Raw genomic sequence first — 24,271 nt, 5'->3', positions numbered from 1 at the left:
GGCGTGGGGTGTGGTCGTGGGGTGCTTACGGCGTAAGCACTTGGGGTCGGGACTTGGGCGTGGGGTGTGGTCGTGGGGTGCTTACGGCGTAAGCACTTGGGGTCGGGACTTGGGCGTGGGGTGTGGTCGTGGGGTGCTTACGGCGTAAGCACCTCACCGTGTTCGGCGTGGCGCTGCCCGACAGCACAGATGGCCGGCCCGCCGTACTCGGCAGACCGGCCATCAGGGACGAAACGCTGTGTGTCAGCCCTCGTGCGCCGCCAGCAGACGTTCGAGCAGCACCGTCCGCTGCTCGATGTCCATCTTCTGGAAGACGAGATCGGCGACCGCGTCCCCGTCGTTCCACGGAACCTTGGGCAGCTTACGGATGTCCATCACCCACGGAGCGCCGTCAGGAGCAGAGCCCCCACCGTCCTCAAGAGGCGTGGAAGGCTCGGCGGACAGAACCTCCTGCCGCACACCGGCACCTGGAACCGCATCGATGCCCTGCTCGGCCGCCACGTCCTCGGACGGCCGAGCCGTCGGCACGGCTGGAGCGTCCGGGGTGCTTACGCCGTAAGCACCTCCCGCCGCCGAACGACGCTCCTTCTTCCGTTCGCGTTCGGCCAGAGCCGCGTCGACGGCGTTCTGCTGCTCCTCGCTCGGCATCTGCCCCACCCGGCGGGCGACCTCCACGGGAAGGGCCCGGTCCTCCACCGCTTGCCTCAGGTCCGGGGTGAGCTTCAGCAGCGCCATGCGCTGGGTGACCCAACCGCTGGACTTGCCGAGGGACCGGGCAACGGCCCGCTGGGATCCGTGCACGTCCACGAGCCGCTGGAGCGCCTTCGCCTCGTCCATGGGATCGAGGTCCTCGTGCTGGACGGCTGCGATGAGCGCGGTCTCCAGCAGGGTGTCCGCGTCGTCGGCGAAGGAGTCGTCCACGTGCACGGGCACCTCGTCGAGACCGGCCCGGTTGGCCGCGGCCAACCGCCGGTTGCCGTCGACGACGACGTACTCGGCACCGGTCAGAGCCTCCTCGTGCTCAGGATGCGCGCTGAGGAACGCGGCCCGCGTGACGACCGTGAGGGGCTGGATGACCCCGCGAGCGGCGAGGCTGTCCGCGAGATCGTCGACCTGCTTCAGCTCCTCCCGAGGGTTGTACGGGTTGTGCGTCAGGACGTCCAGCGGCAGCCGGCTCGACCCTGGAGCACCCGAAGGATCGGCCGGAGCCCCGGACCCCTGGTGGTTGAAGCGTGCGAAGGCGGCCGCACGGCTGCTGATCGGCTGGGCCACGGCGTCGAACGTCGCCGACTCGCCCAACATCTCCGCCTTGCTCATACCGTCCTCACCTTCCTGGCGATCTGCCTCATCTGGTGCGCCTGCTCGCAGTCGGGCGCGTAATCCAGCAGAGGCAGCTGCTTGCGGACCGCCTCACGCTGCTCCTTGAGATCCGGCACGACCGCCAGAACGGGCGGGGTACCGAGCGACTTCCACTTCTCCAGCGAGGACGTGGCGATGAAGCCCCGTCGACCGTCGAACTTGTTGACGACCAGGCCGATCTGCTCGATGAGGACGTCGTAGTCGCGGGCCAGCGACTCCGTCTGCTGGATGAGCATGCCGTACGCCTGCGCGGAAGTGTCCTCGGCCTCGACCGGAATGACGAGCCCCGACGATCCCGGCCTCTCGTCGTCCCGCTGGCGGGCGTAGTACAACGCGGCGTCCATCGACAGCCCCAGGCTCGGAGGGGAGTCGATCACGATGACGTCGAAGTGCTCCTCGACCGGGGCGAGCGCTCTTTCCAGCGTGGCGTGGCGAGGCCCGCGGAAGACGGTGAGCCCCGAGTCGAGGAGGAAGGCGTCGAACGCGGCGGGAAGGATCCGAAGGCGCCCGCCGAAGCGGTCACCTTCTATGGCCACGGTCAGGTCGAGCAGCGGGATCCTGGCCTGCTCACGATGGAGCATGTGCGTGATCATGCTCTCCTCGCCGGCCGGGACCGCCTTGAGGCCGAGCTGGTGGGAGAGGTGACCCTGTGCGTCGTAGTCGACGAGCAGGACGCGCTGTCCCGCCGCAGCCGCTTCCCGCGCGGTGTCGAGCGCCTGGCCGGTGGCCAGCCGCCCCTCGGCGAGCGCCTGGGCGAGGCCCGCCGACACGGCGGTCTTGCCGACGCCGCCCTTCTGGTTGCAGACGACGATGCGACGGGTCACCGACCGGGTATCCGCAGGGTTTTCGGCGAGCCAGAGTGCGACCGACTGGGCCAGGCCCTGGATGTAGGAGACGCCGCGTTCGCGGCAGTCCTCCTTGAAGGCGTCGTAGAGACCGTCAGGGAGGTAGGTGCCGAAGGAGTCGGCGCCCGCGGTGTTGACGGTGGGCAGCTCTTCCGTGCAGCCGCGCCAGGACTCGATGCCTGCGGTCACGGCGTCCTGCATGTCGGTCTGGAGCTGGGCTGCGCGGACCTTGAGGCTCTGTTGGAGGTGGGCGGGCAGCTTGGAGATCAGCTTTTCCCGCTCGCCTCCAGGGTTCGGAGAGGACATGCACGGCAGCATACTGGCGCACACATCCAATCGGACGGGCTATCAGAGGCGTGTCGGCGTTCGGCTGCGTTAGTTAACACGACATTGTCTCCCTCGCGAGAAGCCTCACACCGCAAGGTGAACGCAGGAGTGTTAGCGATCGGACACAGTGAACTCCAGCCCCGGGCGGTCCCGTCCACTTCGGAGACGCTCAAGCGGTCGGTGTCGCAGCCGCGGCAGCGCGGGCGGCGGCCGCTCGGCTGAACGAAGCTGCCTCCGACCGGGGGGGTCGGCCCACCGACGGCCGCGCCGATTCCGCGCAGGCCCGATGAGCAACCGGACATACCGCAAGATCGTCACATGAAAGGGTTAAAGTCCTCTTTCGTGGCTGCCCCAGATCCGGTGTTCCCTGTTCGTTTATCGACAAAGGAATTATCCGCGCCGTCCGCGGGCCGCGCTCCTTCTGACGGCCTGTTCGTCTGTATTGAAGACGGATTGCAGCAGCGGAACCCACCGATTCGGGAGACCCTGACGCCCCGTCTCCACATTGCAGTACGTTGCCGCAGTAACCCCGACCAGGCGGGCGATGTCGCTCTGGGTCAGGCCGCGCGCCTCCCGCAGTTCTCTCAACGTTCCTCCCCCGGATGGCTCTTCCAGCAGGTCAGACGGGTCGACCCCGAGAAAGCCGGCCAGTTTGAGCAGGTGTCGGGGGCTGGGGCGCTGACCCTTCGTCTCCCACATGGATACGGCGCTTCGGGAGCATCCCACGGCGCTCGCCAATTGTGTCTGTGGGATGTTCCGGAGCCCTCGCAGCTCGCGCACGAGCCATCCCCTCAGGCGTCTCGCCTCTGCCTCCGATCGCATGGCGAGGCACTCTACTCGCAGCGATACATACTTTTTTGACGATCAGTTATTGACGGGCTACTGTCCTGGTCCATTCGACCATCACGGGGGAAGGTCATCGGGGGATGAGCACGTTCAAGAAGATCGTCTGGAAGGTTCTGAACCTTCCGGATCCCAAGCCCGAGCCCGAGCCGCAGATTCCGGGCGGAGCTGCGGAACCTCTCCTTCCTTCAGACACTCAGGGTCCTGCCGCGGTTCCCGCGAAGGTCCCGGTCGGCGCTCAGGCCTGGGTGGCCGCCGGCAAGCGCGTGCAGTCCGACCGCTCCGCACCCGTTGCAGATGACGCTCAGCAAACCCGGAAACCCGCCGAAGGCCGCCGACCGGCGACTCCCTGGCAGGTCGAGGAGGAGAGCAGCGGGACCAAGGCCATGGTCAAGCTGGGGCGGGTCGTTCTGTGGGGCGTCGTCGCTCTGGCCGTGGCGACCGGTGTCCGGTCGTGGTTCTGGCCGGACCGGGCCCTCGCGCCGGCCCCGCCGCCGGTGCAGGCGGGTCCGACCTACCCGACGCAGGAAGCGCAGTCGGTCGCCGGCCGGTTCGCCCACAGCTATCTGACCTGGGACGAGGCGAAGCCTCAGGTCCGTGCGCAGTCCCTTGCCCGTGACATGCCCAAGGGCCTCGACACCACGCAGGGCTGGAACTCCAAGGGCAAGCAGGACGTCGGCGCCGTCGTGCCCGGCACGGTCACCGAGCTGGGCGACTCCCGCGCCCGTGTCCACGTCGACGTCCTCGTGAACGTCCCGGCCGTACCGGCGAAGGACCCGGAGCCCGCCAAGCCGGCCGAGCAGAAGTGGGTCGGTCTGGACGTGCCCGTGCTGATCACCGCGGGCCGTGCCGTGGTGACGGGCCAGCCCGGCCTCGTCGGGGTGCCACTGGCCGGACCGACCGTCCCGGCCGTCCCGGTCAAGAACGCCGACGCGGACATGTCCGCGCAGACCAAGACGGTCGTGGACACCTTCTTCGCCGCGTACGCCAAGGGCGAGGCCGAGGGCATCTCGGCGCCGGGCGCCACCATCGCGCCGCTGCCGTCGGGGATGACCCTGAGCAGTGTCCAGAGCTGGAACGTCGACGAGGGATCCGGCGACACCCGGACCGGAACCGCCCTCGTCACCTGGCGGATCGGTGCCGCCGAACTGCAGCAGACCTACCGGGTCGACCTGGCCCGGGTGGCCTCGGCCTCGGCCCAGCGCTGGCAGGTCGCCAAAGTCCACGGCGGAGCCTCCTGAGCTCCCGCTCCACCTGCCTGTCACACAACGAGGGGAAACACATGCAGACGCTGGCTGCGCTCACCAACGGCGCCGACCTGCTCGGCTGGACCAAGACGATCGCCGGAAACATATTCCTGATCATCCTGCTGGTCCGGGCCGTCATGCACTACGCGAAGCGCGAGTGGGGCGAGATGATCGGGCACATCATCGCCGGTGTGCTCGTCGCCGGATTCGTCTTCGCGACCGACCAGACCAAGCAGCTCCTGATCGACCTCTGGAACAAGGTCGCCGGCGCATGAGGGTGGGGCACACCTACACGCGCCACTTCGACCTGGAGACCCGCCAGCACGAGATCCTGGGCATGGACCTCGGAGAAGGTCCTTCCCGGCGGCTGCTGGTCACCGGCGCCGTCGTCTACCTGGTGTGGACCGGAGGCATGTTCCTCGTCTTCGGAATGCCCTCCCAGATCACGTTCACGCTCTACTTCGCCCCGCCCGCGCTCCTCACCTTCTACGGTGCCCAGCGCTCCCGGACGAAGGAGCGCCGCTGGAACCTGACCCAGTGGGCGCTGATGGTCCGGTACCTGGCCGTCGGCCACCGGCCGTTGATCAACGGTGGTCGTCGGGCCGCGGACCGCACCGAGTGGCTGCCGCTGCGCGGACGGCTCGGCGAGCGCGTCGAGGCGATCACGGAACTTCCCGGACTGGGCTTCCTGGAGGGCGCGTTCGGCGCGGACCGGACGCGGCAGACAGCGGGCCGTGAGGTCCAGATCGACATGAAGGCCAGGCTGTACGGCCCCGACGCCGTCTACCGGGCCCGTAAGCGCGCCGGCAGCAAGCAGAAGTAGAGCAGAGGGGTACGGGGGATGAAGATCGCAAGGGCTGTGGGCAGGCTTCTGGGCGTGACGGGGGACCGCAGCGCGCCACCGCCGAAGTACGTGGCCGTCTCGGACGGTCTGCTGGTCACCGAGACCCACGCCGAGGCGTGGTACACCCTGCGGACCAGCAACACCGACCTGATGTCGGAGGCCGCCCGGGACGCCGAGCACGACCAGGTGGCGAGCACGCTGGCCCGCACGCTGGCCGGGATGGACTGCCACCTGCGCGTCCTGTGGAGCCCGCTGAACGCGGACGACTACCGGGCCGAGGCGGAGGAACTGTTCAGCGCCGGCGACCACCGGGCATGGGCCGAGATCAGGGTCGAGCGCCTGCAGCAGCTCGATCTGCCCACCCGTCACCTGCTGCTGGGCGTCCGGATCCAGGAGCGGTCCACGCAGGCGCAGGCACGAGGCCGCTCCAGCCTCCAGGACGCCCTCGGCATCCGCACGCACGCCGTGCCGCAGCGCGAACTCGCCCGCCTCGACGCCCTGGCCCGCCGCCTGGGCCGACAACTGCAGTCCACGCCGTGGCAGGCGGAGCTCGCCCCGGTCGAGATGCTGGCCTGGATGATCGCGCGCGAGCAGCACCGCCTCAGCGCGCTGCCCAGCCCGAACTCGGCCGGTGTGATCTCCGGCTCCAAGATCGCCACACTGACCCGCGGGCGGGTGGTCCCCTACCCCGACCACGTACGCGTCATCGACGGCAAGGGCGAGGTCGCCGCCTGGACCTCGGTCCTGACCATGGACACCTTCCCCGAGGAGATGGAGTCCCCCGGCCCCGGCGAATGGCTGCGGGCCGTCAGCGAGATCACCTACGTCCCCGAACTCGACGACACCCTGGAGGGCTTCGACGACGACGAGGTGGCGATCCTGCCGGTCAACCCCGAGCCGTCCGTCCGCTTCAGGGTCCTGCACCGGCGGGACGCCCTGAAGCTGATCGACGAGATGCGCCGGCTGGCCAAGGAACAGCGCCAGAGCGCGGCCAAGCACTCCGCGGGCGAGACCGCCCAGGAGATCGAAGAGACCGAAGAGGTCATGGCCATGCTCACGCGCGACATGAAGCGCGAGGACGTGACCCTGCTCCAGGACCACCCCCGACTGGTCATATCCAGCGACGTCTCCCTCGGCGACCTCCGCAACAAGATCGACGCCGTGATCTCGTACTACGGCGGCCTCGGCATCGAGTGCTCGGTCGGCAGCGAGGAGCAGAAGGAACTCTGGCTCGAAAGCCTGCCGGGCGACCGCCTGCGCGTTCCCGACCTCTCCCACACCCGTACGGTCGGCGCGCTCGCCGGCAGCTGGTTCTGGGGCGGCGCCGCGGTCGGCGACGACACAGGCCCCATCATCGGCTTCCTTACGGGCACCACGCCCGGCGTGGTCCGCGCCGACCTCACGGCGGGCCCGGACCGGGGCGACGCGACGACGACCGCCATGGTCGGCCGCTCCGGCCGGGGCAAGACGACGGCCATGATGCTGATGCTCCTGGACGCCGCCTTCCGCGGGTCGTTCGTCCTGGCCCTGGACTTCAAGGGCGACATGGGCGGGCTCGCCGCCGCCGGCGAGCACTACGGCCTGAACTCCCACCTGGTCGAGGCCACCAGCAAGTACGCGGGCGCGTTCGACCTGTTCGCCCTCCTGACCGGCGAGAGCGCGGAACGCGCGCAGACCGAGGTGGCCGGCCAGCTCGGCATCGCGCTGCCGCAGCACCTGCGCAACCGCGGCGCCGAGACGCCGATCCAGAGCGCCGTCAACTGGGTCATGTCCGAGGGCGACCCGGCGACCTGGAAGGTCATCGCACACCTGCGCGCGAGCGAGGACGAGCTGGCCCGCGAGACCGGCGAGGCCCTGTACGAGCTCGCCCAGACCGGCATCGGCGCCCCGTTCATGGGCAGGCCGACCGGCGAGACGCTGATCGCGCCGGAGCCCGGCATCTGGGTCGTGCAGATCCCCGGCATCACCCTGCCGTCGCCGGACGACGAGCGTACGGACTGGTCCGTGCACCAGCGCCTGAGTGTGGCCCTGGTCCACTCCATGCTGGCCTTCGGCATCTCGATGGCCGCCCGCAAGGACCTGCGCGGACTGCGCAAGACCATCGCGGTGCCCGAAGCGCACGTGCTGACGGCCACCCGTGAGGGGGCGAGCTTCCTCCAGTGGATCGCCCGTGTCGGCCGAGCCCTGCGGATGGGCCTGGTGATCGACACCCAGGACGTGGAGTCGCTGGCCAAGCTCACCGGTCTGCTGGAGCAGATCAGCATGATGTTCGGCTTCCAGCTGACCACCGCCGAACAGCAGGACGCGCTCGCCGAACTGCTGGACCTCCCCAAGGGGCCGCACACCCGCCAGCTCATCCAGTCGATCGGCCTGGACCCCTCCCGGCGCAACGCCGTCCGGCACGGCCACGCGATCATGCGCGACCCGAGGTTCAGCAACGCCACCGTCCAGTTCGACGTCCCGTCGGAGCACCTGCACCAGCTCCTGAGCACGACCCCGAAGGCCGACAACAGCCCCGAAGAACCGCAGCACGTGGTCCTGGAGAAGGAGGAGGCAGAGGTATGAGGCGCACAGTCATGACCATGCTGGCGGTGGGCGTGGTGCTGGCCGCCGCAGGCTGCTCGTCCGACGGCGGGGACAAGGACACCCCCGCGGCGGCCCCCAAGGACCCCACGGCCGCGGCGGTGGAGGCCGCCCGCGTCTACCAGGAGGCGCACAACCACCAGGACTGGCCGCGCGTCTGCGCCCTGCGGACCGAGCGCTACCGGGGCGGAACGGCCGAGTCGTGTGTGGCGGCCAACACGAAGGCGACGCCCACGCCTTCACCCTCCCCGACGCCGTCCGCCTCGCAGAGCGGTGACAACCACGGGCTGCCCGAGGGGTGGACCATCGAGCCCAAGGGCGTCTCCAGCCCCAGCGGCCCGGAGCGGGCCGAGACGGGCCCGGTCCAGGCAGGCAGCCCGGTCACGGTGGCCGCCAGCAAGAGCCACCCGGCGGGTACCGGAATCAAGGTCGAGTACGCGGTCACATCGCCGAGCGGCTCCAGCGTCAGCCGGGAGGCCCTACGGCTGGTTCAGCAGGGCGATCAGTGGCTGGTGGACCAGTCGGAGGACATCTTCGACTCCGACATCGCCCACGGGAACCCGGTGCACGACGCCCTGATGCGGAGCGGATCGTGAACATGCCGAAGACCTACCGGTTCAGTGTGCTCCGTCTGCTGATACGACTGCAGCACTTCCGGCTTCCCCGTAAGCGGAACGTACTGGTCCCCATCCTCGGGGTCTACGTCACCCTCATGGTCACGGCCCAGTCCGCGTGGGCCCGGGACATCACACCCGTGGGTGTCGGAGATCTGCTGCCGTCGCCCAAGATCCCCCGGCAGGGCAAGGGGACCCTGTACGAGGAGTACGGGAACCCTCTTCTCTTCACGCTCGACAGCGACTACGGGATGTGGGACGTCTTCGACCCCATCCTGGAGCTGCCCGCGGACATCTGCATGGCTCTGACGGCGACCATCGGCAGCGCCTGCGTGATGATCGTGCAGTGGGTCTTCAACCTGACGTCGATCCCCGAAATCGAGAACGCGATCGCCAAGTCGATCGGCGCCGCTTCCGGCACGCTGACGACCACCCTGCTGCCTTCGGCTATGGCCATCGGCGCTCTGGTCGCGTGGGCCAACCACCGCAAGGCGTCGGGCAGCGCCCTGGGCCAGATCGGCTGGGTGGCGGTGTCCACGGTCTTCTCCCTCTCCCTCCTCCTCTCGCCGTCGACGTGGATCAGCGGAATCGACAGCGTCCGCAACGTCGGAGCGTCCGTCGCGATGAACGCGACCGACGCCGGCATCGGCGACGGGACGAAGGAACCGATCGATCTCGGATACGAGCCCAGCTACGGCACCAGCGAGCGCGACAACATGCTCCGCAAGAGTGGCGACGCCGTCTGGCGGACCTTCGTCGTCACACCCTGGTGCGTCGCTGAGTTCGGCTCGGTCGCGGCCTGCAAGGAGCACGGAAAGGATCTGATCGACCAGGGCGTCCTCAAGGGCAAGCGCAAGGAGTGGCTGCAGGACAAGGTGACCAAGGGCGCGGTCGGAGAAGACTCCGTGACGTGGCGACAGGGCCACACTCCCATCGGCCGCGTCATGGTCACGGTTCCGGCCCTCATCTGTGTCGTGCTCTTCGCGGCGCTGCTGCTGGGCCTGGCGTTCGCCAGCCTCGCTTCGCTGCTCGGAGCGCTGATGCTGCTGTTCAGCGGGGTGATCTTCGCCTGCCTTTGGATCATTCCGGGCCGTCCCCGCACATGGGGGATCAGGTTCTTCGACACCCTGCTGGGCTTCACGCTGCAGAGCGGCATCTCCACCATGGTCCTCGGGGCGGTCCTGGTCATCGAGACCGCCGCGACCAAGTCCATGGGCTCGCTGGGATACGCGGCCTCGGCCGGCATCTCCGTCGCTGCGGCCATCGTGGCGTTCAAGTTCCGCGGCATCATGGAGTCGATCGTGGGCGTGACCGGCATGAGCTCGCCCGCCGCCGCCCTCGGCGGGCTCATGGCCGCCCGTGGAGCCGCCAAGGCGGGCTGGGGCCTGACCAAGCTCGCGGGCCGGGGGATGGTCGCGATGCGCGCGCCGCGCCTCCCGCGGTTCCCGCGCCGTCAGCCCGGCGGTGGCGGCGGCGGTCCCATGGGCGGCGGTACCCCGCAGCTGCCCGGCGGTGGTTCGCCGGGCGCGCTCTCCGGGTCCCGGCGTCCGATGCCACCGCTGCCCTCGGGCCAGAGCGCCGCGGCTTCCCTGCCCGGATCCAACAGCCGTACGGCGGTCGGTCCGCTGACCAGCCGTCCGGAGCTGCCCGCGTCGAGCGTGCCGGCCACCGGCCGTTCCGTCGCCGACGGGCCGGCGAAGGCCATCCCGGGCAGCCGTCGTCCCACCGAGGTCTCCGGCCAGAGTGCCCGCCCGGCTCTGCCGGCGGGCAGCTCCGCCCAGCGCAGCGGCACGTCGGCGGGTGCGCAGGCGGCCTCGGCCCGGCCCGGTACGGCCGCTGCCAACGGTGTGCGCCAGGGACCTGCGGCGCAGGCCGCCCCGCAGCCCGTGCAGGTATCCGCCGGGCGTCCCTCGGCGACCCTGCGTCCGGAAGCGGGGGGCAGCGCCAACTTCGCCTTCCGAGCGGCCCCTGAGGCCGGCCGGCCTGCACCGAAGCTGATCCGCCACAAGGTGATCAGCAGTACCCCGAACCGCCCGCCCCGCGCGGCCGGTTCGACGGGCCCGAATCCGGCACGGCCCGAGGCCGGCCGGGCCACCCGTACCACCGGCCGCCGCATGGCGGTGCCGGGCGTCCGGCGCAGGGGGAACCAGTGAGCGACGAGGAGAAGAAGAAGCCCAGGACCGCGGCCGAGTTCCGGGAGCTGCTGAAGGAGCAGTACGAGGTCCCGGAGGAGGCCCGTACGGGCAAGCGCCGTGAGCGGCGCAGGGCCCGCCAGGAGCTCAAGCGTGCCCGGAAGGCGACGACCCGCAGGGTGCTGGAGGAGGAGCGCCGCCGTGAGCCGATGACGCCGGTGGGCGCCGCGATCGTCATCGTGGCGATCTTCGCCGTGGGCTGGGGGGCGACGCACTGGCTCGGTGACGACGACCGCGGTATCCCGGCCGCCGCGGCTCCGAGCAGCCCGATTCCCTCGGTCTCGGCGCCCGCCGCGAGCGCGGTGCCGAGCGCGGCGGCGCCGTCGTCCGCGCCGTCGTCGTCCGCGCCGCCCGCGGTGCCGGTCGACCTCGCCACGCCGGAGAACACGGTCAAGGGGTGGGCGAAGGTCTACCTGACCCGTAATCCGCCGTTGGACCGCGCCCACAGGACGGTCGTGGAACGGGCGGCCCCCTGGATGACCGAGGCGCTCGCGAAGAACCTCGGCGCCAACGAGGACCGCCTCTGGAACGAGCTCATATCCAACGGCGGCATCCAGACCGTGCTGTCGGTCGAGGTGGGCAAGGCCTCCGAAGGGCTGCCCGTGGACACCCCGTTGCGGGTGTGGCGGCAGGCCACGGTCAAGGAGCACGTCGACGGCTACAACAAGTACGAGCAGACGCAGGTGTTCCAGGTCGAGATGACGTCCGGCTCCAAGGGCTGGAGCGTTTCTCGGGTGCTGGGGGTCTGACCTGTGAGTTCGCGCCAGGCCATCATGATGGCCGCGGGGGTGGCGCGCCGGGGGGCGATGCTCAAGCTCGTCGTCCCGGCAGCCGTGCTCTTCTTCGTCTTCCTCGTGGCCCTCGGCATCATCGGCAGCATCGCGGGCAGCAGCCAGGCCTCGGTCGGGTCGTGTGGTTCTGCGGGCCAGCCGGACTCGCAGTACGGAAACGGTGACGACAAGGGCACCAGCGGGGGAGGCAACCCCAACAGCGGCATACGGGCCCAGCAACTGGCCAATGCCAAGATCATCGACGCGGAGGCGGCCGCAGCGGGGCTGTCCGGCCGGGCCACCCTGATAGCGCTGATGACCGCGCTTCAGGAGTCCACGCTGATCAACCTGGACCACGGTGACCTCGACAGCGTCGGCCTTTTCCAGCAGCGCACGTCGACCGGCTGGGGCACCATCCAGCAGATCATGGATCCCCACTACTCCACCAAGATGTTCCTCCTCGGCAAGGGCTTCGTCGCGGGCGACAACGGAGACCCGCCGGGTCTGACGGACATATCGGGGTGGGAGAGCATGCCGATGGGCGAAGCTGCCCAGAAGGTCCAGCGCAGCGCCTACCCGACGCTCTACACGGGCCAGGAGTCCGAGGCCCGCCGGATCGCGCGCGAGGCCTCTCTCGACCTCGAACGGACCGGCCGCGCCGGGGCCGGGACCGGGACCGGGACCGGGGCTCCGGGGTCCTCAGGGCCCGTGCCCCCCGGTCCCGGCGCCTACCCCAGTGGCTACTCCGCTCCGCCGTCGACGACCGAACGCCCCAAGGAGGGCGTCCTCGACCGCTGCAAGGGCAAGGAGATCGGCAGTGGCGGATCGCAGGAGCCGGGCAAGCCGGGCGAGAAGTTCCACGATGCGAACGCCCCTTGGCCCGCAGAGGTCCAAAACCGCCGGTCCACCCAGGACGCCATCGCCTGGGCGAAGCGGGAGGCGGACAGCGGCTCCCTGGAGTGGTTCCAGTGGTGCCTGAAGTTCACGGCGCAGTCCTACGGGTGGGACTCCGCCGGTACCGGGCATGCCATCGACCACTACTGGTCCATGCCCTCGTCCATGCGGCACACCAAGGACAGGAACCCGCCGCCGGGGGCCTTGCTGTACTGGCGGACCAGTGGTCGCTCGGGTCACGTCGCTCTCTATGTCGGGGACGGCATGATCGCTTCGAACGACATCCGCGAACCCGGACGCATCAGCATCGTCCCCGCCGAGGAGATCGAGAGGAAGTGGGGCGCGGTGTACGAGGGCTGGGCCCCGCCGTACTTCCCCAACGGAGGCTGAGGGCCACCGTTTTCCCTGGTCACACCCCTCTGAGATCATCGCAAGAAGAACAAAGGAGCACGGCCATGGCCGAAAAGGTAATTCTGGTCGATGACCTCGACGGTCGGAGCACCGAGGGCGTCGAGCGGATCGGCTTCGCCTGGAAGGGCAAGGAGTACGAGGTCGACCTGAGCGCCGCTCACGTCGAGGAGTACGACAAGCTGCTGGGCCCGCTGCTGGCCGCGGCCCGTTCCCGGCAGGCCGCCGGCCGCAAGCGCGGGCCGGGCAAGCCCAAGGCGGACGGGGGCGACCAGCGCATCCGAGCGTGGGCCAGGAAGGCGGGGCGCGAGGTTCCGCGCTCGGGCCCGGTGCCGCAGGAACTGCGCGACGCCTACGCCGCCGAGCAGACCGCCGCACCGGAGGCCGTCGCCGCGGTGCCGCCCCAGCCGGCGCCCGCCGCGCACGAGAACCCGTACATCGGCCGCTGACCTGTCCGCCCGTGCCGGTGGCCCCGCCCCTCGCGGCAGGGCCACCGGCACGGGCGGCGGCGCAGGGACCCTGCGCGAACGGAGGAGTGAGAGATGCCTGTTGTGACGGACCCTGACCAGGTGCCCCTCACGCCCGTCTACACCATCGTGGTCCACGAGGACGGCGAGGCAAGCGTCGACGGGCAGGCAGTGCACCGAAACCCCGGTCAGGACACCCGTGACGCCGCGCTGGCCGACGTGCAGCTGCGAGCTGCCCAGCGCGGCCGTCCGGTACGCGTGAACGCCAAGGAACCCGACGGTTCCGTATGGCCGTTGATCGTCGACTACGACGGCGAGGTCACCCCGCTCTCCCGCCCGCATCCCGTGCCCCCGGCCCCCGCACCCGTCGTCGCCCAGGCGCCCCACGTGCCCGCGCCGGCCCCCCGGCCGGTCCCTGCGGAGCCGTCCGAGCCGGAAACGGGCTGGGACGACCCGCCGCCGCCGGAGTACCGGGAGATGCTCGACAAGGCGCAGGCGGCGGTGGCGGCGGGCGAGTGGGCCGCCGCCGCGGTCATGTCCGAGGACCTGGAGGACGCCCTGGACGACGCCTTCGGACCGGTCCACCCCTACACGGTCAACGCCCTGGCCTTCCGCGCCTACTTGGCGGCCCTGCGGCAGGAGTGGGCCACCGCCCTCGAGCTGCACCTGCGGACGGCCGAACGGCGCCACCAGGCCCAGGCCCCCCAGCAGGAGACGCTGCGGCTCGCCCGCAACGCCCACGCCTTCTGGAGGCTCCTGGCGCAGCCCACCGCCCGGCACCCGGGTGCCCACGACCCCGCCACCGCGGCGCGGTGGGCCGACGAACTCCTGCGGGTGCTCACGCTGACCGGCGTCGAGCCGGCCGTCGGAGAGAAGACCCGCCGCCTGGCGGCGCGACTGCCCGCCGCCACCTGACCACGTACCGAGGGGGAACACGTGCCCACGAGCGTCGGCGCCGGCCAGTCGGCCGCCAACGAGTACCGCAGGCGGCTGCGGTCGTGGCGGTCCAGGTCCCGCCGCCGCTTCCTGGCCGGCCTGCCCGTCGTCCTGGTCCTGGCGGCGGCCCTGGACTGGTGGATCGGCTGGCACACCCTCGGTGTGCCCTTGTACGGGCACGCCGTCGCCATCGCCGTCCTGCTGGCGTGGGCCGGCTCGTTCGCCGCCCCCCAGCACGTCAGGGCCTGGCGATCCGGCGCCGAGGGCGAGCGCAGGACCGCACGAGCGCTGCGTCCCCTGTCCCGCGCCGGCGCCGTCATCCTCCACGACCGGGCGATCGGCAGGTCCGCGAACCTGGACCACATCGCCATAGGCCGCTGGGGCATCGCGTACATCGACACCAAGAACTGGCAGGCCAAGGGCGCCCGCGTCGCGGTCAGCCGCGACGGCGCGACGCTCTGGTACGGCACGCACGCCCAGAACCGGACCGTCTCGACCGTGCACTGGGAGGTCCGCCGGATGACCGAGGCCCTGCGCGGTCCCCTGGACGGGCTGGGGCTCGGCATCCAGCCGATCATCGCGGTCCAGGGCGCCCCCGTCGGCCGCCGCGGCGTCATCGCCTTCGACGGCATCGTGGTCATCGAGGCGGCGAGGCTCGCCCGGCACCTGCGCCGCCAGCGCAGGACTCTCTCCCCGGAACAGGTCGAGCTGGTGGCCGCTGCGGCCGAAAGAGCCTTCCCGCCCAAGACGTGACGCGGTCGTTCCTGCCCAAGGTCGCCGCGACTTCCGCATAGCTCAGGGTGTTCGGCGCTTCGCCGGCGGCTCGGCGGGATCTTCGTAGTCATGAATGACGTCGCACAGAATGCCGACACGCCCCGACGCGTCTTGTACCCTCGCGCCGATATCCGCCTGCGTGATCACTGATGCCCACTGGGCTGTTTCGTAGTCGTCGCTTCGTGCGTACGACGTTGCCGCCGACACCAGCAGGTGAGATCGGCAAGCCGGCGCAGGCTCGCGACACGGTCGCCCAGGTGCTCAGTAGCCATGCTCCGAAGCTACGCCCGCATCCTTGGAAAGGTGTCACGGTTCAGGAGCTAGCCGCCGCCCCAGCGAACGAGCCGACAGGGGTCGGCTGCGAGACTGCGGCGGTGACCACCACGCGCCGCCCTCTGGGGCACGGACCGAACCCCCTCCTCGACGACGGGGTTGCGCCTTCCACCCGCCGTCTTACGGTCGTTGAGCGGGCTGTCGGCGGGATCCCTCAGCAGCCCGCCGCGTGTACGAAGACCGCGCAGACGTCGCTACGGCGCAACCTCGGGCCGGGACCACGGACCTGAGTGTCCTGTCTGCGGCGAGCAGCCGGGCTGGCAACCCGAGGCTGCCCCACGCGCACGCTTGACGGCTTGTCACCCACACGAGGCAGTCTCTGTCACGCGGTTGACATGACTTCCGATGCATCACGCCCCAGTTTTCCTGGGCAAACCTGGACAAAACAGCTGTAAATCTCCAGGTAAATCGAGAAAACATCCCTCTGAAGGGGCGTATGTCGTGATGCACGTACTTCGGGGATGGCAAGATATGCGTCATGGCCGGTGGTAACAAGCGGATGCTCACGAACCGCGAGTCTTCCTATAGCGCTGCGTCCGGTAAGGACTGGCGCATCACGATCAACCTGCCGCCCGATGTGGCGCAGGCACTGAAGCCCAAGCTGAAGGAGATTCACCCGCGCCTCGCTGCCGCAGGTCTCATCAACACCGTCATTGAGCACTTGGTGCTCAGGGGCGATCAGCCCTTGGACTGGGCCCGAACGGTGGCGATGGTGAACAAGGAGCTTGAGGGCGTGACTCAACCGCCCGCGCAGGAGGGGGACGAACCCCTCCCCCGGGGCGGGTAGCCGTAGGGGGCATATCGATTAGCTGATACCGGCCCCGGGGAATGTCCCGCGGGGCCGAATAACAACTGAACTCGAGGCACTGTCAGCCGTAGGGTTTTGGCGGCCAAATGTCTGATCAGAGCCTCACCACATTCACGTCGGCGTCCCCACCCCAGGAGGGCTAGCGATGCCTGACGCTTCATAACTGCTCGTAACTGCGTAACTGCCTGACACGTCATAACTCTGATACCCGACGAAAACTCTGATACCCGACGCGCCATAACTGCATAACTGCCCCGACGCGTCATAACTCTGATACCCGACGCGTCATAACTCTGGAGACATCATAGCCGCACGTCCCCGGGTCGGCACCCTGTTGCCTGAAGCCGGTGTGTCAGTGACACGCTCTTCAGTCACATCCGAAGCCGGTTTCGGCCCGCCTCAGTCAGCTCTTGCCGAGCAAATGTTCCCTTACTCCGTTGCCGCGTCGGACTCCCGGCTGGGTGCTGATGACGCTGCCCGTGAGCAGGAGCGCGTCCGGATCGCGGCGCTTCTCCTCGACGACTTGCTGTTCTCCGCGCCTGTCTTCTGCATCGACTCGGGTAACGCAAAGGTCGCGACAGATCGGCCCCTCAAGTTCCTCAGCGAGGCTGCTGCGTTGGTGAACCGCGGCCGGGCCGCGTCGTACGTGGCGACGCTCCGGGAGTCCGTGTGTGCTGTCGACATCGATGGCAGCGATGACGACTGGAGCGTCAGCGCGTTGGAGCACATGACTGCCCGAGTCGATGAACTCGGCGGCTGGTGGGTCACTCGTAGGTCTGGTGGCGGGGCCGGCCGTTGGCATCTGCTCGCGGTTCTGCAGACGCGTGTGGCGCGCGAGGCGCTCAGGGAGACGGTTGAGACCGTCCGCGTTCACTGGGGTGCGACGCCGCGTCAGATCGACTGGCGTCGCACGCTTCGGCCTCTGTCCGCCCCGCACCGCAGAACTGGTCAGGCCGAACTCCCGAGCACGGTCGAGTGGGCCAAGAACGTGTTTCCCGCATGGGCCTCGAACATCCCTGCAGGACGTCACCAGGTCCTCATGCAACGGGATACCCCGGCGACTCCGTGGCAGCGACAGTTCCGAGAGGTGCCGCCGGGTGAGTTCTGGGAGCGTCTGCGTAATCCGGGGGTGGACTACTACCTGGACCGTTCGCGGAGCGAGTTGTTGTCCACTGCTCGGCTGGTCGTGGCGGGCTATGACGCGGAGGGTGCGTGGCGCCTGGTTTCCGACCCACGTCACCGTGGGTTCGCTCGTGCTCGTCAGCGTGGACGCGCCTGGTGGGTGAAGTTCTGCTGGAACGCCGCTGTCGAGTTCGTCGACAGCCGACGTGGGAGCCGGACTCAGCAGTCTCCGGTCGACCGGTGGAAGCGTGTTACGGGTCCGCTTCTGGCAGGCGTGCGGGAGCTCGTCTGGCCTGGTTGGACGGTGGCGACCCGTCACAGCCGTGAACGTGTGCTCGCGGCTGTGGGGGATCGGATGGCCCGCCAGAGTCTGGCCAACTGCCCGCTGCCCCAGCGGGATCTGGAGGGCGACACAGGGCAGTCCAGGAACACGATCGCGGGTGCGCTGACTCAGCTGGCGAAGGACGGCGTGCTCATCAAGACGAAGACCTACGACCAGAGTCAGGGAACCAAGTCGTCGAACGAGTACAGCCTGAACCTTCTCGCCCTGGACTTCCGGGCGGAAAGTACTGAGCCACCTTGTAGTCACACCCTGGCCGAGCCCAGCCGCTCCTGGTACAGCCTCGCTACGACCCTGGCCCTCCACCCCGGCCCCCACTCGACGAGGACTCTCTACGACCTCAGTGGCTACACCTCCACTTCCCAGCCGGCTGCCTCCCAGCTCCAGAACGTGGAGACAGGCGTGCGTGTCCTGCAGAAGCTGAGGCTCATCCGGCGTAGGGGCAAAGGGCAGTGGGAGCTGACTGGAGGGGCGGCCCGAGAGACATCCCAGGCCAAGCGGAGGAAGAGCCTTACGGCCGCGCGTATCGAGGGGGAGAGGAGGTCGTTCAAGGCGGTCTGGCAGGCCACGAGGGATGAGCTGAACCGCAGGTGGCAGGAACAGCGGGAGAGGGCCTTGGTTCGTCGTGCAGCGAATGATCAGGTTCGCCGTCAGGTCTGGTGGAGCAACTTGACTGAGGACGAACGCAGAACGCGAAGGTCTGAGTGGAAGGCCAGATTCTCGGCCCTGCCGCCGGCCTTCCGTGAGGCCCGTGTAGCAGTGCTGGCCGAACGACGATACCTGGCTGCCCAGGGAGCCGCCGCCTAGACGAATCTCGAAGGCCGGAGTTCCGGCAGCAAGAACCCTTGATGGCAACCGGATGTTAGCCGTTGGGGTGTAAAGTGATGCGTAAAGATGGGTGTTAGTAGTGGTGGTGCGGGTGGCTCTTTGACCTGCGGATTTGTGTGCCTGGGAAGGAGACCACCCACTCACAGAGTCTCTAAAGAAGTAGGTGGTATTGGAGTTGAGATGAAGGAGGTTGGAGGAGGTACAGGTAGGAGAGTGGAGTTTGGTTGAGGTGGATGTGAGTGGGAGTGATGTTGTTTGAGATGGATGGAGGAGGAGTGGGGGAGTCAGAGAGAAGAAGGAGAGGAGGGAGAAGAGAGAAGAAGAGAGTGGAGTGGGTTGGTGGGGTTGTTGGTTGGGATGGAGATGTGGTTGGGGGTGGAGTGGTGGGGTTGGGTGTCTGTGTTGCGAGGCGGAGGGTTTGTTGGTTGGGGTAGTTGGCGTGTTGTGGTGAGTTTGGGTTTGGGTTTGGGTTTGTCGTGAGATCGGGTCCGTGTGGGTTTGGGTTTCGTGGCCGGTTCGAGTTCGGGGAGAGTGTTCGGTGGAGTTGGTTGTTCGCGAGGTGAGGGTTCCGAGTAGCAGGAACTGGCAGGTGACTGATCGGGACCTGATGTTGTTGCGTTGGGTTGGTCGTTGGCCGGGTGTGATGAGCGATCAAGTGGTGCGGCAGTTTGAGGCTGATGCGGTGTTCCCGTCTCAGCAGGTTGTGTACCGCAGGCTTCGCGCGCTTGTTGCGATGGGGCTGCTGGAGACGGGTGCGCTGGCGGGGAAGCGGTCTCGTGCGTTCTGGGTGACTCGTTTGGGGATGGAGACGGCGAACATCAGCGGGAACGTGATGGCGCCGAACACGAAGGAGTACAACCACGACCTGGCGGTCATCGATCTGGCGCATCGGTTGATGGTGGCGCAACCGGATTACACGTTGGTGACCGAGCGGGAGATCCGTTCTCGGGATACGCCGAACCAGTACACGGGTCCGTCTGAGCCGACGTATTCGGTGGTCACTGAGACGGGTTCGGGTCGTAGGTATCCGGATCTGGTGACTGTCGCTCCGGATGGTGTGGTGTGGGCTCATGAGCTGGAGCGGACACGGAAGCCGCGTCCGCGGCTGGTGCGGAACATGCTGACGTATGTGAACGCCGAGCACATTCATTTCGTCATGTACTGGGCCTGGCCGGAACTTCTGGGGAACGTGGAGCAGGCCGCAGCGGAGGCGAACGCGAGGTCGCTGGAGTTGGGGCGTGGGGAGCAGATCGCGTTTCGTGTGTGGGACCGGGAGGGGTTGAAGAAGTGAGCAAGGCGAACGGGCAGAAGACCAGGGGGGACCTTGCCGGCCGTCCGGCGACTCAGTGGAACGGTTCCCAGCCGGTCAATCCGAACAGTGGCGAGGCGGTTGCCCGAGCGGCTGGGGTTTTGCTGGCGGTTCTGAATCCTGTGGCGGCTCTGTTGGTGTTGGTGTTGGTTGCGGGCGGACGGAGGTTTACGAAGAGGGTTCGCCGGTGGGTGTGCTGGGTGGGCTGGGTGACGGTTGTTGTCGGCGCCTTGCTGGGTACGTTCCGCTGGTATCTGCGTCCCTATCGTGAGTTGTCGGCCGGGATGTGGAGAAGCTCGGAGCAGGCCGCTCTGGGGGATCTTGTTGTCGAGAGTTGGCCGGGTTGGGTAGCGGATCAGTTGCCGTTTTCGGTGACGGTCGCGTTGGGTGTCGGGGGTGTGTGGCTGCTCCGGCGGGCCAGGTTCCAGGCTGATTGGCGTGCTGTTCAGGAGCCGGTCAGTGAGAAGAAGCTGGAGTCGGTGCTTCAGGGGTTGGCGCAGAACGACGACCGTAGGCCGGCTCGGACGCTGGATGATCTGCGATTGCGGCTCGGAGTGGACAAGCTGACAGGAGAACCCGCGGAGATAGCCGGCCGGTCTTTGCAGCGGCATGGGTTCATTCCTGGTGCGAGCGGTTACGGCAAGTCCCGGACCATCGAGCAGCTGGTGTACGAGCTGTGTGTGAGTCCGCACGCGCGTCCGCTGGGCATCGCGTTTCTTTTCGCGGACATGAAGGCCGACCCGCAGCTGATCGAGGCGATGCACGGTGGGGCTTTGCATGCCGGTCGCCGGTTCAAGTTGGTGACCATTACCGGTGCGGGTACGACGTACAACCCCATCCGGCACGGAACGGCTGAGCAGATCCGTAGTCGGATCGTGGAGTGTTTGGACCAGGTCGCGGGTGGTGGCTTCAGTGAACCGCACCACCGGGAGGCCGCAGAGGAGTTCCTTCTTTTCGTGGTTCGGGCGCTGGACGACTTGGTGGCCGCGCAGGTGCAGGAGATGTTTCCCGACGGCACGCGTCGTGCCTGGCGGCGGGACCTTCCTGATCTGGCGCGGCTGATGACGCTGAAGGCTCTGGGGAGCCGGACCGACAAACTCACCGCGCGGGTGCAGCGCGATGTGACTGACTACCTGACCTATCTGGACACCGAAGCGAAGGATCTCAAGAGGTCGATTCCGGGTCTTGCGACCCGTGTGAGGAATCTCGTCAGCGGTGACGCGGGGCGGGTTCTGATCGAGGCTGAGGGGGGTGTGGACCTCTACGAGTCCGTTCACCGCGGAGACATCGTCTTGTTCTCCCTCGCAGCGAACACGGATGCCAAGGCGGCTCGGCAGATCGGCAACCTTTTCCTCACCGATCTCGGAGCGGTGGGGGACCGCTTGCTCGCGGAGAGCTATGGAGAGGACGGTGGGCTGTTCATTGCGGGCGTCGACGAGTTCAGCGGACTGGGCGGGTCGACGATGGGCGGGCTCTTCCAGAGGCTTCGTGCGGCCGGCGGCGGCTTGCTGATCTGTACTCAGGACCTGGCCGACCTCCAGGAGGTGTCGGACGCCTTCCTCAACGCCGTTTTGACGAACGCGAATGTTCTGCTGCTGCACCGTACGAAGGCCTCTGCCGAGCAGGTCGCCCAGTTGCTGGGGACGTACGAAGGGTGGGAGGAGACGCTGCAGGTACAGGACGACATCGGTGTGCTCGGTACGACGACGGCGGGCAGCGGTGTCGGTTCGCTGCGGCAGGTCGACCGGTTCAAGGTGCATCCGAACGAGCTCAGGGAGCTTCGTGTCGGCGAGGCCATTGTCGCGGTCGGCTACCCGGAGGACACGTCCAGGACCGTTCGGATGTCGCTCGCTCCGCGTTATCCGGTTTCCCGCAGTGGTGAGCCCGCAGAGTTGTTGGAGGGAGGGCACCGTGGAGCGGAGCCGGAAGTGACGACCTCTTTTGAGCCGGTTTCTCTGGGCAAGGCGATTCAGGTACCGGGCCGGCGGATGGAGAAGCCGAGCGAGGACGTCGCCTTGGTCGTTGTGCAGCCCAGGGTGTCCGCGGAGGTGAGCGTGACTTCTGCGGACGGTGAAGCCGGCGCCGGCCTGGATGTGGCCTCAAGGTCGGCCGGCCGGCACCAGGCCGAGCGGACAGATCCGACTGGTGGCGGTGAGGAGTCCGGGGGATCCGATGGTTCTGGCGCTGGAAGCCGAGGTGTTCCTGCGGCGCCTACCTCTGAGAACAGCGCGCCCCGCCGAGCCCTTGATGTCTGGGGCTCCTGATCGAGGTTTTGGGGTGCTTACGCCGTAAGCACCCCGTCAGGAGGCGGAGTGCTTACGGCGTAAGCACTTGGTGGGGTGGCGGTAGTCGGCCGCAGGCCGGGCGGAGACGCCCTGGAGGGCCTGGCGGCCCTCCAGGGTGGTCTGGCGGGCGCCTTCGGCGCGTTCACCGCCAGACCATCCCGCGCAAGCGCGGGACGCCAGGCCGGGCGCCTTCGGCGCGTTCACCGGCCTGGTGGCTGGTCCTGCGCAGCAAGCTGCGCGCACCGGACCAGCCATCTCCGCCCGGCCTGCGGCCGACTACCGCCACCCCACCCCCCGCCGCCCGCCGCCGCCGACTCCGGGCCGGTGGCGGGACCGGCCCCAGACGCTACAGATGTGACCCAAGTCACCCACCTAGAGGGCCCAGGGAGTGGACGCCCACCCTTAAATAAGCGAGAATAGGAGATGTCGGAAGGGGATGACAGCCCCGGCCGACACGGCACCACCCCAAACCTTCAACATCACGGAGAACAGAATGACCGCGCAGATCGAAACGGCGGGCGGGCACGCTTTCGCCACCACCGCCAAGTCCGCCGCTGGTTACCTCGACGAGGGCACGAACTCCCACGGCCCCGAGAAGATTCAGATGGTTCTCGACGCGCTTCGGCGAACCAAGGCCGACGCCCCGCACCTCGTCGAGATCGGTCCCGGCGGCGGCGCTGCCCTTCAGCACCTCACCGACAGCCTGACCCACGCCGTCGACGGTCCCCGCACGCTGGACGTCACCCTGATCGAGGCCCCCGGCATCGTCTCGCATGCTCTCGCACGTGCCATCGACAACTACAAGGGGGCCGGGTTGGGAACCTGCACCCTCGTCAGCGGTCTGGCGCAGGACCTCTCCACCATCGTTGCCCAGCGACCGGACATCATCGCCGCGTCCGCACTCCTGCATGAGCTCTACTCTTACGGCAGCGGGTACCGGGGAATTCACGAAATGATGCAGACCCTGCCCGCCATCCTCAAGCCCGGCGGTCACTTCGCCTATCGCGACGTTCTCACCGTCAACGCCGCGACCCTTCACGAAACGGTCACTCACACCTTCACGCATCGCGGATGGCTTCAGTTCGTCCGGATGTTCACCCCGCAGTACCTGAGCGATGGCCGCCACCCGTACCACCACTCCGGCGACGACCCGACCGTCCGCCAGAACTCCCGCATCGTCGCCCTTGAGAACATCGACCCCAGGACCAGCGCCGTCATCACCGGACCGATCGGCCTGTTCCGCGAGATCCAGCGCCACTACATCACTTTCCGCAAGGACGCGTGGCGCTCCGGAATCCTCGGATTCCTGCCCCACCTCGAAGGACAGTTGGCCACCGACTGGATCGACGCGGCAGCCGGTCACAAGCGCGTTCACTTCACGCTCACCGAACGGATCTCCCCGCGACAGCGAGCACTGTTGGAGACCGTCAGCGAGCCGTATGGAGACCACTACGTCATGGACGGTGACATCTTCGACGAATGCACCGACGCCGCCATCATCGATCTGCTCACGTCCGCCGAGAACGGCAACGAGCAGTGCGCGGCCGTATGGCGAAAGTGGATCGCCAGCGAGGGCCACGAGACATACGGCTACCTCACCATCAGCGAACTGCTCACCGAGTTCGCGATCTCATCGGCAGAGGCCAACACGGGAACCGTGATGCTCCCCCAGAAGCCCCGCGATGTCATCACCCCCACGCGGGCCTATTACAGCCGCTACCTCCGCAACCGCCTGCCCAACCCCCTCCCCGACGGTAAGCAGATGGTCCTGTTGACCAATGTCCCCGTCAGCGACACCGAGGCGATCAGGGCGGGTATCGAGGTCCTTCGACCGCTGTGCAGCCGTGCCGCCATGGCTCGACTTAACTCCGCACTCGCCCAGACGATGTAAACCCGCCGAGCGGCCAGGCAACAACGACAGACGCGGGGCCCTCGGACCACGACCGAGGGCCCCGCGCCCCGGTGCGGGAAAGGACACCCCTACGGGGCGACAGCCCTATTGGCCGGCCCACTCCGTGGGCCGGCGCCGGCCGCCTTCGGCGGCCGGAAATGGACAGCCGCAAGCGGCTGGGGTCCGCCCCTTTAAGCGCCCTTCGGGCGCGGGGCGGACTAGCGGAAACGCCGCCCCCTGAGTGGCCTTCGG

General features: G+C 68.2%; 19 protein-coding genes. 16 read left to right on the top strand and 3 right to left on the bottom strand.

The genetic code is table 11. The features are described 5' to 3' along the window. Positions 1-243 precede the first annotated feature (243 nt). From ACZ4TG_RS37965 to ACZ4TG_RS37955, 3 genes are all read right to left on the bottom strand, one after another. Entirely contained in the window at positions 244-1,317 is a 1,074-nt protein-coding gene (locus tag ACZ4TG_RS37965) for a ParB/RepB/Spo0J family partition protein (protein ID WP_468172974.1), read from the bottom strand. Next, a complete protein-coding gene (locus ACZ4TG_RS37960; RefSeq protein WP_468172971.1) occupies positions 1,314-2,510 on the bottom strand; it encodes a ParA family protein in 1,197 nt (398 codons plus the stop codon). The genes ACZ4TG_RS37965 and ACZ4TG_RS37960 overlap by 4 nt, the downstream gene beginning before the upstream one ends. A 411-nt stretch (positions 2,511-2,921) precedes the next feature. Beyond that, on the bottom strand, positions 2,922-3,353 hold the full coding sequence (locus tag ACZ4TG_RS37955; protein WP_468172968.1) for a helix-turn-helix domain-containing protein: 432 nt from the start codon (positions 3,351-3,353) through the stop codon (positions 2,922-2,924). 407 nt (positions 3,354-3,760) lie between these two features. Here ACZ4TG_RS37955 and ACZ4TG_RS37950 point away from each other — a divergent pair, with 407 nt between their 5' ends. The 16 genes from ACZ4TG_RS37950 (at position 3,761) to ACZ4TG_RS37875 (ending at position 24,019) form a co-directional block, all read left to right on the top strand. Further along, positions 3,761-4,615, top strand: coding sequence for a conjugal transfer protein (locus ACZ4TG_RS37950; RefSeq protein ID WP_468172965.1), 855 nt, complete (start codon positions 3,761-3,763; stop codon positions 4,613-4,615). 41 nt (positions 4,616-4,656) lie between these two features. Continuing rightward, positions 4,657-4,896 (top strand): hypothetical protein, encoded by a 240-nt coding sequence (locus tag ACZ4TG_RS37945; RefSeq protein ID WP_468172962.1) that lies wholly within the window; start codon positions 4,657-4,659, stop codon positions 4,894-4,896. Continuing rightward, positions 4,893-5,444 (top strand): hypothetical protein, encoded by a 552-nt coding sequence (locus tag ACZ4TG_RS37940; protein WP_468172959.1) that lies wholly within the window; start codon positions 4,893-4,895, stop codon positions 5,442-5,444. The genes ACZ4TG_RS37945 and ACZ4TG_RS37940 overlap by 4 nt, the downstream gene beginning before the upstream one ends. 54 nt (positions 5,445-5,498) lie before the next feature. Next, the gene (locus ACZ4TG_RS37935; RefSeq protein WP_468172956.1) at positions 5,499-8,030 is read left to right on the top strand and encodes an ATP-binding protein; all 2,532 of its coding nucleotides are present in this window, start codon (positions 5,499-5,501) and stop codon (positions 8,028-8,030) included. Continuing rightward, positions 8,027-8,644 (top strand): hypothetical protein, encoded by a 618-nt coding sequence (locus tag ACZ4TG_RS37930; RefSeq protein WP_468172953.1) that lies wholly within the window; start codon positions 8,027-8,029, stop codon positions 8,642-8,644. The genes ACZ4TG_RS37935 and ACZ4TG_RS37930 overlap by 4 nt, the downstream gene beginning before the upstream one ends. Beyond that, positions 8,641-10,815: a hypothetical protein gene (locus ACZ4TG_RS37925; RefSeq protein WP_468172950.1), complete on the top strand. Its 2,175-nt coding sequence runs from the start codon at positions 8,641-8,643 to the stop codon at positions 10,813-10,815. The genes ACZ4TG_RS37930 and ACZ4TG_RS37925 overlap by 4 nt, the downstream gene beginning before the upstream one ends. Continuing rightward, entirely contained in the window at positions 10,812-11,603 is a 792-nt protein-coding gene (locus ACZ4TG_RS37920; protein ID WP_468172947.1) for a hypothetical protein, read from the top strand. Before ACZ4TG_RS37925 ends, ACZ4TG_RS37920 begins: the two co-directional genes overlap by 4 nt. A gap of 3 nt (positions 11,604-11,606) precedes the next feature. Continuing rightward, positions 11,607-12,908 carry a peptidase M23 gene (locus ACZ4TG_RS37915; RefSeq protein WP_468172944.1) on the top strand — a complete coding sequence of 434 codons (1,302 nt, stop codon included), beginning with the start codon at positions 11,607-11,609 and terminating at the stop codon, positions 12,906-12,908. Between the two features lie 65 nt (positions 12,909-12,973). After that, positions 12,974-13,375, top strand: coding sequence for a histone-like nucleoid-structuring protein Lsr2 (locus ACZ4TG_RS37910; protein WP_468172942.1), 402 nt, complete (start codon positions 12,974-12,976; stop codon positions 13,373-13,375). 93 nt (positions 13,376-13,468) lie between these two features. Beyond that, positions 13,469-14,308, top strand: coding sequence for a hypothetical protein (locus tag ACZ4TG_RS37905; RefSeq protein ID WP_468172939.1), 840 nt, complete (start codon positions 13,469-13,471; stop codon positions 14,306-14,308). Positions 14,309-14,329: 21 nt separating this feature from the next. Beyond that, positions 14,330-15,082, top strand: a complete 753-nt coding sequence (locus tag ACZ4TG_RS37900) for a nuclease-related domain-containing protein (protein ID WP_468172936.1) — start codon at positions 14,330-14,332, stop codon at positions 15,080-15,082. An 832-nt stretch (positions 15,083-15,914) separates the two neighbouring features. After that, positions 15,915-16,223, top strand: coding sequence for a hypothetical protein (locus tag ACZ4TG_RS37895; RefSeq protein ID WP_468172933.1), 309 nt, complete (start codon positions 15,915-15,917; stop codon positions 16,221-16,223). A 442-nt stretch (positions 16,224-16,665) separates the two neighbouring features. Further along, the gene (locus ACZ4TG_RS37890) at positions 16,666-18,513 is read left to right on the top strand and encodes a hypothetical protein (protein WP_468172930.1); all 1,848 of its coding nucleotides are present in this window, start codon (positions 16,666-16,668) and stop codon (positions 18,511-18,513) included. 610 nt (positions 18,514-19,123) lie between these two features. Next, positions 19,124-19,825, top strand: a complete 702-nt coding sequence (locus tag ACZ4TG_RS37885) for a hypothetical protein (RefSeq protein ID WP_468172927.1) — start codon at positions 19,124-19,126, stop codon at positions 19,823-19,825. Then, entirely contained in the window at positions 19,822-22,107 is a 2,286-nt protein-coding gene (locus ACZ4TG_RS37880) for a type IV secretory system conjugative DNA transfer family protein (RefSeq protein WP_468172924.1), read from the top strand. The genes ACZ4TG_RS37885 and ACZ4TG_RS37880 overlap by 4 nt, the downstream gene beginning before the upstream one ends. Positions 22,108-22,621: 514 nt before the next feature. Continuing rightward, positions 22,622-24,019, top strand: a complete 1,398-nt coding sequence (locus ACZ4TG_RS37875) for a hypothetical protein (protein ID WP_468172921.1) — start codon at positions 22,622-22,624, stop codon at positions 24,017-24,019. Positions 24,020-24,271: the final 252 nt, after the last annotated feature.

The sequence above is a fragment of the Streptomyces sp. NPDC028314 genome (assembly GCF_055565795.1).
This window is presented reverse-complemented; position numbering and strand designations above follow the sequence as displayed.

Bases quoted from the DNA above. Each gene is read 5' to 3' on its own strand.
- ACZ4TG_RS37895 (WP_468172933.1), top strand. From the start codon at position 15,915: ATGGCCGGTGGTAACAAGCGGATGCTCACGAACCGCGAGTCTTCCTAT.
- ACZ4TG_RS37875 (WP_468172921.1), top strand. From the start codon at position 22,622: ATGACCGCGCAGATCGAAACGGCGGGCGGGCACGCTTTCGCCACCACC.
- ACZ4TG_RS37955 (WP_468172968.1), bottom strand. From the start codon at position 3,353: ATGCGATCGGAGGCAGAGGCGAGACGCCTGAGGGGATGGCTCGTGCGC.
- ACZ4TG_RS37890 (WP_468172930.1), top strand. From the start codon at position 16,666: ATGTTCCCTTACTCCGTTGCCGCGTCGGACTCCCGGCTGGGTGCTGAT.
- ACZ4TG_RS37940 (WP_468172959.1), top strand. From the start codon at position 4,893: ATGAGGGTGGGGCACACCTACACGCGCCACTTCGACCTGGAGACCCGC.
- ACZ4TG_RS37960 (WP_468172971.1), bottom strand. From the start codon at position 2,510: ATGTCCTCTCCGAACCCTGGAGGCGAGCGGGAAAAGCTGATCTCCAAG.
- ACZ4TG_RS37910 (WP_468172942.1), top strand. From the start codon at position 12,974: ATGGCCGAAAAGGTAATTCTGGTCGATGACCTCGACGGTCGGAGCACC.
- ACZ4TG_RS37950 (WP_468172965.1), top strand. From the start codon at position 3,761: ATGGTCAAGCTGGGGCGGGTCGTTCTGTGGGGCGTCGTCGCTCTGGCC.
- ACZ4TG_RS37965 (WP_468172974.1), bottom strand. From the start codon at position 1,317: ATGAGCAAGGCGGAGATGTTGGGCGAGTCGGCGACGTTCGACGCCGTG.
- ACZ4TG_RS37905 (WP_468172939.1), top strand. From the start codon at position 13,469: ATGCCTGTTGTGACGGACCCTGACCAGGTGCCCCTCACGCCCGTCTAC.
- ACZ4TG_RS37945 (WP_468172962.1), top strand. From the start codon at position 4,657: ATGCAGACGCTGGCTGCGCTCACCAACGGCGCCGACCTGCTCGGCTGG.
- ACZ4TG_RS37930 (WP_468172953.1), top strand. From the start codon at position 8,027: ATGAGGCGCACAGTCATGACCATGCTGGCGGTGGGCGTGGTGCTGGCC.